Annotated in this window: 8 protein-coding genes and 1 pseudogene; 8 read left to right on the top strand and 1 reads right to left on the bottom strand. The window is 60.8% G+C overall.

Annotated features, from left to right (window positions below; genetic code table 11):
* Positions 1–223 precede the first annotated feature (223 nt).
* From nifL to DXXMK7_RS18540, 5 genes and pseudogenes are all read left to right on the top strand, one after another.
* The gene (gene nifL / locus DXXMK7_RS18560; protein WP_038920334.1) at positions 224–1,753 is read left to right on the top strand and encodes a nitrogen fixation negative regulator NifL; all 1,530 of its coding nucleotides are present in this window, start codon (positions 224–226) and stop codon (positions 1,751–1,753) included.
* Positions 1,750–3,320: pseudogene (gene nifA / locus DXXMK7_RS18555) on the top strand (nif-specific transcriptional activator NifA). Before nifL ends, nifA begins: the two are co-directional and overlap by 4 nt.
* 176 nt (positions 3,321–3,496) lie before the next feature.
* Complete coding sequence (gene nifB / locus DXXMK7_RS18550; protein WP_038920333.1) at positions 3,497–4,894, top strand: nitrogenase cofactor biosynthesis protein NifB; 1,398 nt, start codon at positions 3,497–3,499, stop codon at positions 4,892–4,894.
* Positions 4,894–5,406, top strand: a complete 513-nt coding sequence (locus tag DXXMK7_RS18545; RefSeq protein WP_038920332.1) for a nitrogen fixation protein NifQ — start codon at positions 4,894–4,896, stop codon at positions 5,404–5,406. Before nifB ends, DXXMK7_RS18545 begins: the two co-directional genes overlap by 1 nt.
* 304 nt (positions 5,407–5,710) lie before the next feature.
* Positions 5,711–7,381: a methyl-accepting chemotaxis protein gene (locus DXXMK7_RS18540; RefSeq protein WP_038920331.1), complete on the top strand. Its 1,671-nt coding sequence runs from the start codon at positions 5,711–5,713 to the stop codon at positions 7,379–7,381.
* A 234-nt stretch (positions 7,382–7,615) separates the two neighbouring features.
* Here the strand turns inward: DXXMK7_RS18540 and DXXMK7_RS18535 are convergent, their stop codons facing one another.
* A complete protein-coding gene (locus tag DXXMK7_RS18535; RefSeq protein ID WP_022635009.1) occupies positions 7,616–8,512 on the bottom strand; it encodes a LysR family transcriptional regulator in 897 nt (298 codons plus the stop codon).
* Between the two features lie 160 nt (positions 8,513–8,672).
* Here DXXMK7_RS18535 and DXXMK7_RS18530 point away from each other — a divergent pair, with 160 nt between their 5' ends.
* The 3 genes from DXXMK7_RS18530 to abgT all read left to right on the top strand — a co-directional run bounded on the left by DXXMK7_RS18530 (position 8,673) and on the right by abgT (position 13,220).
* Positions 8,673–10,004 (top strand): M20 family metallo-hydrolase, encoded by a 1,332-nt coding sequence (locus DXXMK7_RS18530; RefSeq protein ID WP_038921134.1) that lies wholly within the window; start codon positions 8,673–8,675, stop codon positions 10,002–10,004.
* Positions 10,001–11,452, top strand: coding sequence for a M20 family metallopeptidase (locus DXXMK7_RS18525; protein ID WP_038920330.1), 1,452 nt, complete (start codon positions 10,001–10,003; stop codon positions 11,450–11,452). The genes DXXMK7_RS18530 and DXXMK7_RS18525 overlap by 4 nt, the downstream gene beginning before the upstream one ends.
* Positions 11,453–11,696: 244 nt before the next feature.
* Entirely contained in the window at positions 11,697–13,220 is a 1,524-nt protein-coding gene (gene abgT / locus DXXMK7_RS18520) for a p-aminobenzoyl-glutamate transporter (protein WP_038920329.1), read from the top strand.
* The last annotated feature ends 190 nt before the right edge of the window (positions 13,221–13,410 follow it).

The following is a 13,410-nucleotide window of genomic DNA, read 5'->3' as shown; positions in this document are numbered from 1 at the left end:
CGAGCCGGCGGTTTTTCACGGTCAGGGCGCATGGCAACAGGGATGGGCGCTTTTGGGCGGTAAAACAGGGATCCGGATCAATGTTTAGTCGGCTTAATCAATAAAAGGTGCAGTGTTTGCATGGTTATTCTCCGTTATTCGCCAGCCGGACGGGGTGTCGCAGCCTGCGACAAATTGTCGACAAGCCGACATCCCCGCCGCCAAACCGTAAGGGAGTCACCCCATGTCCATGCATTTGATGACGGAATCTTTTCCGCTGGGCGAAATCGCCAGCCATTTGTCCCGGCAGCATCCGTCGCTGTTTTCCACCGTGGTGGAACAGTCGTCGGTGGCGATCTCCCTGACTGACCCGCACGCCCATATCGTGTACACCAACCCGGCGTTTTGCCGCCTGACCGGCTACAGCCTGCCGCAATTGCTCGGGCAGAATCACCGCATTCTCGCCAGCCAGCAGACCCCGACCGAGGTGTATCAGACGCTGTGGCAGACGTTGCTGCAGGGGCGCGCCTGGCGCGGTCAACTGATTAACCGCCGCCGCGACGGCAGCCTGTATCTGGCGGAAATCGACATCACGCCGATTTTCAATTCCCACGGCGAGGTGGAGCACTACCTCGGCATGCATAAAGACATCAGCGCCGGTTATGCGCTGGAACAGCGGCTGCGCAACCACATGACCATGATCACCGCGGTGCTGAACAATATCCCGGCGGCAGTGGTAGTCGTGGACGAGCAGGATCGGGTGATCATGGATAACCTGGCCTACAAGACGCTGTGCGCCGACTGCGGCGGCCGCGAACTGCTGGCGGTGCTGGATTACCCGGCCAATAAGGCGGCGTTGCAGCAGGGAACGGCGCTGCCGGTCACCATTCGCGGCGCGGTGCGCTGGCTGACGCTCGGCTACTGGGCGTTGCCCGGCGTCAATGAGGAAGCCAGCCGCTATTTCACCGACACCGCGCTGCCGCGCACGCTGATCGTCATCAGCGACTGCACCGAACAGCAGCAACAGCAGCAGCAGGGGCGGCTCGATCGTCTCAAACAGCAGATGACCAACGGCAAGCTGCTGGCGGCGATCCGCGAGTCGCTGGATGCGGCGCTGATTCAGCTCAATTGCCCGCTCAACATGCTGGCGGCCGCCCGCCGGCTCAACGGCGCGGACCGCAGCAACGTGGCGCTGGAATCCGCCTGGCGCGAAGGCGAAGAGGCGGTGGCGCGGTTGCAGGCCTGCCGCCCGTCGCTGGATTTCGAACCGGCGGCGGACTGGCCGATCGGCGTGCTGGCCGAGGATCTGGCCGCGCTGTATCACACCCGTTTTACCGACGGCGACCAGCTGCGCTGCGAACTGGACACGCCGCAGCTGACCGGGTTCGGGCAACGTACCCAGATTCTGGCCTGTCTTAGCCTGTGGCTGGACCGTACGCTGGCGCTGGCGGGAGAAATCCGGCCTTTCGCGCTTTCGGTGCATCTGTTCGCCCGTCAGGACGGCGACTGGCTGGCGCTATATCTGGAAGACAATGTACCGCTGGAGCAGGTGCGCTACGTCAGCACCCAGACCGCGCTCACCACGCCGGGCAAGGGCATGGAACTGCGTTTGATCCAGACGCTGGTGGCGCATCATCAGGGGGCGATAGACCTGACGTCCCATCCGGGCGGCGGCACCTGTCTGGTCCTGCGCTTCCCCCTATCTGCTGCACTCACGGCACACTCGGCTTCACTAACCAGACTCCCCACTTCACTGACAGGAGGCTCAAAATGACACAGGCACCCGATACGGGGAACGTCGTATGGCGTTTTGATTTGTCTCAGCAGTTTACCGCGGTGCAGCGCATTAGCGCGGCGCTGAGCCGGGCCACCGACATCGGGCAGGCGTTACAGGCGGTGTTGCGGGTGCTGCATGATGATGCCTTCATGCAGCACGGCATGATTTGCCTGTATGACCCGCAGCGCGGCGGGCTGAGAGTGGAAGCGCTGTACTGCGAGGATCAGCGAGTCCTGTCCAGCAGCAGCCAGGTGTGCTACCGGCCGGGCGAAGGGCTGGTGGGCACGGTGATGACCCAGCGTCAGCCGCTGACGCTGCCGCGCGTGGCGGACGATCAGCGTTTTCTCGACCGGCTTAATCTGTATGACTACGAGCTGCCGTTTATCGGCGTGCCGTTGTTGGGCATCGAACAACAGCCGATCGGCGTGCTGGCGGCCCAGCCGATGGCGCGTTACGAGGAACGCCTGCCGGCCAGCACCCGTTTTCTGGAAACGGTGGCCAGCCTGATCGTGCAGACGGTGCGGCTGATGCGCGCCCCCGGCGCGACGGCGAATCACCGTCGGCGGCGAGCCGCCCGGCCGCCTGTAAAACGCCGCGGCCGTTCGGCTTTGACAACATGGTGGGGAAAAGCGCGGCGATGCGCCAGACGATGGAGATCATCCGTCAGGTGTCGCGCTGGGACACCACGGTGCTGGTGCGCGGCGAGAGCGGCACCGGTAAAGAGCTGGTGGCGAACGCCATCCACTACAATTCGCCGCGCGCGGCGGCGCCGTTCGTGAAATTCAACTGCGCGGCGCTGCCGGATAACCTGCTGGAAAGCGAACTGTTCGGCCATGAAAAAGGCGCTTTCACCGGCGCGGTGCGTCAGCGTAAGGGGCGCTTTGAACTGGCGGACGGCGGCACGCTGTTTCTGGATGAAATCGGCGAGAGCAGCGCCTCGTTTCAGGCCAAGCTGCTGCGTATCCTGCAGGAAGGGGAGATGGAGCGGGTGGGCGGCGACGAAACCCTGCGCGTCAATGTGCGGATTATCGCCGCCACCAACCGCCATCTGGAGGAGGAGGTGCGCGCCGGCCATTTCCGCGAAGATCTCTACTACCGGCTGAACGTGATGCCGGTGTCGCTGCCGCCGCTGCGGGAACGGCAGGAGGATATCGTCGAGCTGGCGCAGTTTCTGGTGAAGAAGATCGCCGCGCATCAGGGCCGGGCGCTGCGCATCAGCGACGGCGCCATCCGCCTGCTGATGGGGTACAACTGGCCGGGCAATGTGCGCGAGCTGGAAAATTGTCTGGAGCGGGCGGCGGTGATGACCGACACCGGGTTGATCGACCGCGACGTTATCCTGTTTAACCACCACGACGCGGCGCCGATGATGAACAAACCGACGCCGCCGGCCGCCGCCGAAGAGGGCTGGCTCGATCAAAATCTGGATGAACGCCAGCGGCTGATCGCCGCACTGGAGAAAACCGGCTGGGTCCAGGCCAAGGCGGCGCGGCTGTTGGGAATGACGCCGCGGCAGGTGGCCTATCGCATCCAGATTATGGACATCAATATGCACCGTCTGTAACCGGACGACGGGATTGTGGCATGTGGCACATTGTCGGCCGAATGCCGCAATCCCGACAAACCGCTTTGGCAGTTTTCCTTATTATCACGTTGTTTTTTCAATAATAAATTTTTTGGCTATACGGTATGGCGCTTGCACTCTCCGGATATGATTCCATCCTTTGATAGGCCATAACCATGACATCCTGCCCTTCCGCATCCGGTTGCCGTTCCGACCAGACCGACCGTTTTACTCCCTTGCAAGCCAGCAAAGTGGCGCATCACCCCTGCTACTCGGTGAGCGGGCACCATCACTACGCCCGCATGCATCTGGCGGTGGCGCCCGCCTGTAACCTGCAATGCCATTACTGCAACCGCAAGTACGATTGCAGCAACGAATCCCGCCCCGGCGTGGTGTCCGAACTGCTGACGCCGGAGCAGGCGGTGGCGAAAGCGCATCAGGTGGCGGCGGCTATTCCCCAACTGTCGGTGGTCGGCATCGCCGGGCCGGGCGACCCGCTGGCGAATCTCGCCCGCACCTTTCGCACCCTGACGCTGCTGCGCGAACAGTTGCCGGATCTCAAGCTGTGCCTGTCCACCAACGGCCTGATGCTGCCGGAGGCGGTGGATCGGCTGCTGGATGTCGGCGTCGATCACGTTACGGTGACGGTCAACGCGCTCGATCCGGATATCGCGGCGCGGATCTACGCCTGGCTGTGGCTGGACGGCGATCGCTATACCGGGCGCGAGGCGGGGGCGATCCTGCTGGAACGCCAGCAGGAGGGGATCCGGCGGCTGACGGAGAACGGCGTGCTGGTGAAGATCAACTCGGTGCTGATCCCCGGCATCAACGATCGGCATTTGTTTGAGGTCAGCCAGCAGGCGCGGCGCTGGGGGGCGTTTTTGCACAACATCATGCCGCTGATCGCCCGGCCGGAACACGGCACGGTATTCGGCCTCAACGGTCAGCCGGAACCGGACGCCGAGGCGCTGGCGGCGGCGCGGACGCAGTGCGGCGCGGCGATGCCGCAAATGGCGCACTGCCAGCAGTGCCGGGCCGACGCTATCGGCATGCTGGGCGAAGACCGCAGCCAGCAGTTTCGGCTGTCGTCGCTGCCTGCCGAACCGCAGCCTTACCTGCCGTTGCTGCGCCAGCGCGCGCAGGTACACGCCAGTATCGCCTCGCGCGGCGAGTCCGAGGAGCCGGACGCCTGTCTGGTGGCGGTGGCGTCGTCCGGCGGCGAGGTGATCGACTGCCATTTCGGCCATGCCGATCGCTTTCAAATCTACAGCCTGTCGGCCGCGGGGGTGATTCTGGTCAACGAGCGTTTTGCGCCCAAATACTGCCGCGGCGGCGATGACTGCGAACCGACCGACAGCGAGGATCGCATGGCGGCGATGCTGGCGTTGCTGGCGGACGTGGAGGCGGTGTTCTGCGCCCGCATCGGCTACGCGCCGTGGCAGAAGCTGGAACAGCAGGGTATCCAGCCCTGTGTGGAAGGCGCCTGGCAGAATATCGCCGAGGTGCTGGGTCGCTGGTGGCGGCAACGTCAGCAAGCGCAACCCGTCGGGGAACGCGCGCAGGGAGCGGCCTGATGGCCGGGGCGGAGTACTGGCTGCGGCGGCTGCTGGCGTTGCATGACGCCGGCGCGGCCTGCTTCCCCCGGCAAATGGGGTTGGATAACGCCGCCTGGCTGGCGCTGCGACAGCGGCTGAACGGGCCCGCGCCGGGGGAGAACGCCGCGCGGGATCAACGCCAGTCGCTGATGAGCGAACTGCAACAAACCCGGCGGGAAGAACGGGCGCAACTGGCCGACTGGCTGTACGGCTATCTGGCGGCGGACGGCGCGCCGATGCATCAGATCATCGCCAGCGCTTCGCTGGGCTTCAATCACCTGTGGCAGGATCTGGGGCTGGATTCCCGCGCCGAGCTGCGTCTGCTGATGAGCGACTGCTTCCCTGAACTGGTGGCGCTGAACCACCAAAACATGCGCTGGAAAAAATTCTTCTACCGTCAGCGTTGCCTGCATCAGGACGGTGAACTGGTGTGCCGCTCCCCCAGTTGCGACGACTGCTGCGAATGGGCGCTGTGCTTTGCGCCGGAATAATTTCATCCGACGACGCCCTGCAATGAGGCGTAAATGATGCATTTATACTACGACTGGTCCTGCGGATGGTTTCCTGCCGTTTCCACTTTTATTCTCTTTCGTTCCTCCCGCGTTTAAAAATATATTTATTTTAAATATCTTTCTTACTTATCATTTTCGAGCCGCCGGTTAAATAAAAAGGCGGAATGGCCGATATAGCAGGCATCTCTGCAGCGATAAAAGGAGGCGGATAACAATTAATTAAAATGAGAACGAATCAATAGCCATAAAACCAATAATCAATCGCATGTTCGAGAGGTATTAAATGAGTTTTATTTGTAACGTCAGGGTTAAAATTATGATGCTGGCTATCCTGATCATATTTACCTTGTTATGGGGCGGGGTGTCAGTTTTCTCTCTGTATTCACTGAATAGTCTGACCGGCGAGATTGGTCTGACGAATGTGCAGCAAACTAACGGCGATATTATTAATGGCGCCAGCGATCGTTACTACAAAGTTAAATTGTCGATGGACGAAGCCGTCATTGCCGGAAATAACAGTGAACGCGCTCGCACATTGCTCAACGACGCCACCGCGGACGTGGATTTTCTGAAAGGCGGGCTGGCGCAGTTCAAAGTGACCGACCACGCCAATATCAGCAGCAACACCATTGATGATATTTACAATAGCTCCTATCAACTGTTCAGCGAAGCGATTGTGCCGATGTTGGATGCGGTCAAACAGAATAACCACGATGTCTATGACAAACTCGTCAGGGAGAAATACAACCCGCTGCGGGTAAAATTCACCGCCGCCATCAACGAATATAATCAGATTATTAAAAATCTGAAAACAGAAGCGCAGGCCCGCATTTCAGCCTGGGTATACTGGTGTAAGGTTACGCTGATCGTCGCCATGATTGTTGGGTTGTGCGCGGTGATATTAACCGACCGCTATCTCGCTATTCAGATGGGCCGCCCGCTGGAGAGGGTGAAAGCGCATCTGCAAATCCTGTCGAACGGACAACTGGATTCGACAATCGGCGAGATGGGACGCAATGAGATTGGGCAGTTAATTCCGTTTGTTCACACCATGCAGAATAACTGGATAAAGACGGTGACCGATATTCGCCGCAGCGCCAGCGAGATTTATCACGGCAGCAGCGAGATCGCCGCCGGCAACAGTGATCTTTCCTCCCGTACCGAAGAGCAGGCCGCCGCCCTGAGTGAAACCGCCGCCAGCATGGAACAACTGAGCGCGGTGGTGAAACAGAACGCGGATAACGCCCATCAGGCCAGCTCGCTGGCGCGGGATGCGTCAAAAGCGGCCAACAACGGCGGCGACGTGGTGAAAGCGGTAAGCAACAGCATGCAGAACATCACCCACAGTTCGCAGAAAATCGTCGACATCATCAATGTGATCGACAGTATCGCCTTCCAGACCAATATTCTGGCGCTGAATGCGGCGGTGGAAGCGGCGCGCGCCGGAGAAGCCGGTCGCGGGTTCGCAGTGGTGGCGAGCGAGGTCAGAAATCTGGCCCAGCGCAGCGCTCAGGCGGCGAAAGAAATCAAAACCTTGATCGACGAGTCGGTAGACAACGTCAAGAATGGCTACGAGCAGGTGTCGCTGGCCAGCAAATCGATGGAGGATATTCTGAAGTCGGTCACCAATGTGACGGATATCATGGGAGAAATCGCCTCGGCGTCCAGCGAACAGAGCAAGGGGATTTCCCAGGTGGGAACCGCCATCACGCAGATGGACAGCGTGACGCAGCAGAACGCGGCGTTGGTTGAACAGTCTTCGGCAACCTCGTCTTCGCTGGAAGAACAGGCGCATCAACTGAACGAGATTGTCTCGGTATTCAAACTGCCGGGCGTGGCCGATGCAACGGCGGCGCGTCGGGAACTCAAACCGGCCGGGAAGGTAGCCGCGCTGGCGAACCTGAGCCCGGCATCCCGACAGGAGAAGGCCGGCGACGACTGGACGTCGTTCTAATCCCGGCGGCGTCGGCTTCACACGGCGCCTTTGGTACGAATTTTACTGCGGCGGCGACCTGCGGGTTGTCGCCGCTTTTTTGCCTCAGCGACGTGTTAAGCCATCGATGTGTTAAATCATTGATGTGTTAAGCCATTGATGTGCTAAGCCATTGATGTACTAAACCGTAGATGTACTAAACCGTAGATGTGCTGTTGTCTGGCGAAAAACCTGAGCCAGCGTGCATGGCGCCGATTACCGGCAATAGCGCCGAAACAGTTTGGCTAATTGGGCGCCCATCGGCGACAGCATGGTGTCCTTACGCTGAATCAGATAGAAGGTGGCTTTGGGCAGCGGCTGGTCCAGTTCCAGCACCCGCAGGCGTTCGCCGAGGATCGGGTCGCGGATGACATCCCGTGACAGGATGCTGACGAAGTCGGTTTTGGCGACCAGACTGACGCTGGACATCAGGGTTTCACAGGTGACGCTGACCCGGGGCGTGACCGGCAGTGTGGCGAACAGGTCAAACAGCTGTTTGTAGTAGCTGCCGCGCGGGGTGGGCATGGTCCACTCGTAGTCCAGTAAATCCTCCAGCGAATGCGCCCGTTGAATCGGGTGATCACGCCGCACCACCACGCAGTATTCCTTTTCCATCAGTTTTTCGTATAACAGTTCGTTATCATAGGATGAGCCGGAGTAGGTATTGACGGTGAAGTCCAGTTCTCCCTGCCGCAGCTCGTGGATCATCGCCACCAGTTGCCCTTCGGTGATGCGCAGTTTGACCTGCGGATAAAGCCGGTGAAAACGGCTGACGATCTCCGGCATCACCGTGTGGGCGATGCTGGCGCCGACCCCGATATTGACCCGTCCGCTGGCCTGCCCAAGCCGCTGCTGGATGTCTTCGCGCGCCACGCGCAACTCTTCCATAATCAGGCTGGCGTGGCGGAAATAGGCTTCGCCGCAGTCGGTCAGCGCCATCCCCTGGCGGTGGCGCAGAAACAGGCGTGCGCCCAGACAGGCTTCCAGCTCCTGAATGGATTTGGTCAGCGCCGGTTGCGACAGATTCAACTGCCGCGACGCGGCCCGAATGCTGCCGTGGCGCGCCACTTCTACGAATGATTGCAACTGATGCAGCTTTACGTTCTGAGTCATCTGGTTCTCTGATCGCCATTCTGGTGATAACTATGATTTATCACGCCAAAGATCCTGACATCTTATTCACACTGGTGGGTTTGTGTACATTTTTTTCAATTACGTGACAGCCCGTTGCGCGGGCGTCGTCGATCAGGACACCACCAGAGAAAACAGGCTTATGCACTCAGACGTTCTTTATTCCGATTTGTCACAACGCGTGGAAAAACTCATTCCGTGGCTGCGGGAAACGCGCCGCGATTTGCATAAATATGCGGAATCCGGCTGGCTGGAGTTTCGTACCGCCACGCGGGTCGCCGAAGCGCTGCACCAACTGGGTTATCCGCTGAAGCTCGGGCGGGAGGTGATCAATGCCGACGCCCGCATGGGGCTGCCGCCGGACGAGGTATTGCAGGCGCAGGAGCAACGGGCGCTGGCGCAGGGGGCGCTGCCGCAGTGGCTGCCCTATTTCTCCGGTGGTTTTACCGGCATCGTGGCGACGCTGGACACCGGACGCCCCGGCCCGGTCATCGGCTATCGCGTCGATATGGACGCGCTCGATCTTAACGAACAACTGGCGGACGATCACCGCCCGTTCCGCGACGGGTTTGCTTCCTGCAACGCCGGCATGATGCATGCCTGCGGTCATGACGGCCACACCACTATCGGGCTGGGACTGGCGCAGGTATTGATGGCGATGCGCGAGCACCTGTGCGGCACCATCAAAATTCTGTTCCAGCCGGCGGAGGAGGGCACCCGCGGCGGCAAATCAATGGCGGAAGCGGGCGTGGTGGATGACGTGGACTACTTCACCGCCATTCATATCGGCACCGGCATTCCGAATGGGCATCTGGTGTGCGGCAACGATACGTTTATGGCGACCACCAAACTGGACGTCAGCTACCGCGGCGTGGCGTCTCACGCCGGCGGTCGACCGGAAGAGGGCCGCAACGCCCTGCTGGCGGCGGCGCAGGCCACGCTGGGGCTGCATGCCATTCCACGCCACAGCGGCGGCAGCTCGCGTATCAACGTCGGCGTGTTGCAGGCCGGCACCGGGCGCAACGTAGTGCCGTCGCACGCCGCGATGAAAGTGGAAACCCGCGGCGCCACCAACGAGGTCAACGAGTTTATTTATCAGCAGGCGCTGAAGGTGATCGACGGCGCCGCCGCCATGCACGGCGTTGAGGTGGATATCGCGTTGATGGGCGCGGCGCAGTGCAGCCAGCCCAGCCCGGAATGGGTGGCGTTCATTCGCCGTCAGGCCGGGAGAGTCGGGGAACTGACTCATATCATCGACCGCAAAGACGGCGCGGCCGGTTCTGAAGACGCCACCTACCTGATGGAGCGGGTGAAAGCGCACGGCGGTCTGGCATCTTACGCGGTGTTCGGCACCGAACTCAGCGCCGGGCATCACAACGAGAAATTCGATTTCGACGAAAGCGTGATGGCGGTGGCGGTGAAAACACTGGCGCTGCTGGCGCTCAATATCCGCGAGTTTGGGGAGGCGCAATGACCCAGACAATCGTCGGATTTGTTAACGACACGCTGGCGGCACGCGCGCAACAGCTGGCCGCCATCGCGGATGATATCTGGGATCACCCGGAAACCCGCTTTAGCGAGCATTACTCGGCCGAACGGCTGGCCAGTGCCCTGGAAGCGGAGGGCTTTTGCGTGCAGCGCGGCATCGCCGGCATCGATACCGCGTTTGTCGCCAGCTTTGGCAGCGGCCAGCCGGTGGTAGCGCTGCTGGGCGAGTTCGACGCGCTGGCCGGGTTGAGCCAGCAGGCCGGTTGCGCCGCGCCGTCGCCGCTGACAGCGGGCGGCAACGGCCACGGTTGCGGCCACAATCTGCTCGGCACCGCCGGGCTGGGCGGGGTGCTGGCGGTGAAAGCCTGGCTGGAGCAACACCCGCAGGCCGGTACCGTTCGTTTTTACGGCTGCCCGGGAGAAGAGGGCGGTTCCGGCAAAACCTTCATGGCGCGCGAGGGCGTGTTCGATGACGTGGACGCGGCGCTGACCTGGCACCCGGAAACCTTCAGCGGCATGTTCTGTACCCCGACGCTGGCCAATATTCAGGCCGCCTTTCGTTTCAAGGGCGTGGCGGCGCACGCGGCGGCCGCGCCGCATCTGGGGCGCAGTGCGCTGGATGCGGTAACGCTGATGAACACCGGCGCTAATTTCCTGCGCGAGCACATCATTCCCGACGCGCGGCTGCATTACGCCGTGACCGACACCGGCGGCCATTCGCCCAATGTGGTGCAGGCGGACGCCGAAGTGCTGTATCTGGTACGCGCGCCGCAGATCGATCAGGCGCAGGCCATCTATGAGCGGGTGGTGAATATCGCCCGCGGCGCGGCGCTGATGACCGACACCGCCCTGACGGTGCGCTTCGACAAGGCCTGTTCCAACTATGTGCCCAACCGGACGCTGGAACAGGCGATGTACGGTTTTGTCGCGGCGTTTGGCGTGCCGGCGTACAGCGGGCAGGAGCAGGAGTACGCCGCCGAGATAGCCCGGACGCTGAGCGCCGAGGATATCGCCAGCAATCTGGCGACCATCGCCCGCACCGGCGGCGCGGCCGGTCAGGCGTTCAGCCGCACGCTGAAAGGCCTGGCGCTGACCTCGCAGGTCGCGCCCTATGCGCCGACCGAATCGTTGCTATCCGGCTCCACCGATGTGGGGGATGTCAGCTGGCTGGTGCCGACCGCCCAGTGCTTCAGCCCCTGCTACGCGCTCGGCACGCCGCTGCATACCTGGCAGGCGGTGGCGCAGGGCCGCACTTCGCTGGCGCACAAGGGCATGCTGCTGGCGGCGAAAGTGATGTCCGCCACCGCGCTGGCGCTGTTGACCGACAGCGCGTTGTTGCAAGCCTGTCGGCAGGAATGGCGGCAGCAACGGCAGGAAACGCCGTACCGCTGCCCGATCCCGGCCGGTATCCAGCCGTCGCCGTTGCAAGGCTAATGCTCCCGGTTTGTTGACCGTAGTCCGGCAATCGTTTGCTGTCGTTGCGTCGTTCCCGCAACCGCCGCAAACGTCGGAGAAACCGAGCAGGGGAAGGTCGCTATTACCCGACGGCAGGGTTTGGGGGCGAGTCAACGATGTGTTCAGAGAGATACACGTGAATCACCGCCCGATACCTGACCGTGTTTTACCTATAAATCACAACAAAACAACCACATAAAAATTCAGTACAGAGGGGAAAACCATGAGTGTGACAGCGGAAAGCAGCCAGCCGCAGCCGGGCGGGCTATTTCAGTGGGTAGAGCGGGTGGGGAACAAAATCCCCAATCCGTTTCTGTTGTTCGTATACCTGATCGCCGCGCTGATGGCGGCCAGCGCGCTGTTTTCCTGGTTTGGCATCACCGCCACCAACCCGGCCAACGGCGAGGTGGTGCGGGTGAAAAACCTGCTCAGCGTAGAAGGGTTGCAATGGATTTTGCCCAACGTCATCAGGAATTTTAGCGCCTTTACCCCGCTGGGCGCCATTCTGGCGCTGGTGTTGGGAGCCGGGCTGGCGGAGCGCGTCGGCCTGCTGCAAACGCTGATGTACAAGATGGCCTCGCGCGTCAGCGCCCGCTACGCCAGCTACATGGTGCTGTTTATCGCTTTTTTCAGCCACATTTCGTCGGATGCCGCGCTGGTGGTGATGCCGCCGCTGGGGGCGCTGATTTTTCTGGCGGTCGGCCGTCACCCGGTGGCCGGTCTGCTGGCGGCGATCGCCGGCGTCGGTTCCGGTTTTACCGCCAACCTGCTGATCGTCACCACCGATGTGCTGTTGTCCGGGTTGAGTACCGAATCGGCCAAGGTCATCAATCCGGCGGTACATGTCAGCGTGATTGATAACTGGTTTTTCATGGCGGCGTCGGTGGTCGTGCTGACCATTACCGGGGCGCTGCTGACGGACAAATTCATCGAGCCGCGTCTGCCGCCTTATCAGGGCGAGCGTAACGAACATCTGTCCCGGTTGACGCCGGAACAAAATCGCGGCCTGCGCGCCAGCGGTATCGCCGCGCTGGCGTTCATCGCTATCGTCGCCTTGCTGGTGGTGCCGGAATGGGGGCCGCTGCGCGATCCGGTCAAGCATACCGTGATGCCGTCGCCGTTTATTCAGGGCATCGTGCCGTTGATCATTGCGTTTTTCTTTGTGGTGTCGATTCCTTACGGCATGGTTACCGGCCAAATCAAATCCCAGAACGACCTGCCGCAGTTGATGGTCGACCCGATGAAGGGCATGGCCGGTTTCATCGTCATGGTGTTTCCGCTGTCGCAGTTCGTGGCGTTTTTCAACTGGAGCAACATGGGCAAGTTCATCGCCATCGGGCTGACCGACTTGCTGGAATCGCTGGGCATGACCGGGATACCGGCGTTTGTCGGGCTGATCTTTCTGTCGGCGTTCCTGTGCATGTTTATCGCCAGCGGTTCGGCCATCTGGTCGATTCTGGCGCCGATTTTCGTGCCGATGTTCATGTTGCTGGGTTTTCATCCGGCCTTTGCCCAGATCGTGTTCCGGGTGGCGGATTCGTCGGTGATCCCGCTGGCGCCGGTGTCGCCGTTCATTCCGCTATTCCTCGGATTTCTGCAGCGCTATAACAAAGAGGCGCGGCTGGGCACCTATTACTCGCTGGTGTTGCCGTATCCGCTGGTGTTTTTTACCGTCTGGCTGGCGCTGTTGCTGGTGTGGTATCTGCTGGGGCTGCCGATCGGACCAGGTGTTTATCCGCATTTATAATCGCCATACGGCATAACGTTGGCTGTAACCAGAGTTGGCTGTAACCAAAGTTGCCTGTAACCATAACTGACGGTAAATCGGCGGTGCTATCCGCCGGTTTTTATTTGTTATCAATGTATTAGGATTTTCTTTTTGGTTTTTGTCATTTTTTAATCTAAATCGTTTGCTATTTAATTTTGAGCGATGTAGA

The sequence above is a fragment of the Dickeya sp. MK7 genome (assembly GCF_000406305.1).
Lineage (GTDB): Bacteria > Pseudomonadota > Gammaproteobacteria > Enterobacterales > Enterobacteriaceae > Dickeya > Dickeya fangzhongdai.
Note: the sequence above shows the minus strand (reverse complement) of the source record. Positions and strands in the feature narration are given on the sequence as shown.

Bases quoted from the DNA above. Each gene is read 5' to 3' on its own strand.
- nifL (WP_038920334.1), top strand. From the start codon at position 224: ATGTCCATGCATTTGATGACGGAATCTTTTCCGCTGGGCGAAATCGCC.
- nifB (WP_038920333.1), top strand. From the start codon at position 3,497: ATGACATCCTGCCCTTCCGCATCCGGTTGCCGTTCCGACCAGACCGAC.
- DXXMK7_RS18545 (WP_038920332.1), top strand. From the start codon at position 4,894: ATGGCCGGGGCGGAGTACTGGCTGCGGCGGCTGCTGGCGTTGCATGAC.
- DXXMK7_RS18540 (WP_038920331.1), top strand. From the start codon at position 5,711: ATGAGTTTTATTTGTAACGTCAGGGTTAAAATTATGATGCTGGCTATC.
- DXXMK7_RS18535 (WP_022635009.1), bottom strand. From the start codon at position 8,512: ATGACTCAGAACGTAAAGCTGCATCAGTTGCAATCATTCGTAGAAGTG.
- DXXMK7_RS18530 (WP_038921134.1), top strand. From the start codon at position 8,673: ATGCACTCAGACGTTCTTTATTCCGATTTGTCACAACGCGTGGAAAAA.
- DXXMK7_RS18525 (WP_038920330.1), top strand. From the start codon at position 10,001: ATGACCCAGACAATCGTCGGATTTGTTAACGACACGCTGGCGGCACGC.
- abgT (WP_038920329.1), top strand. From the start codon at position 11,697: ATGAGTGTGACAGCGGAAAGCAGCCAGCCGCAGCCGGGCGGGCTATTT.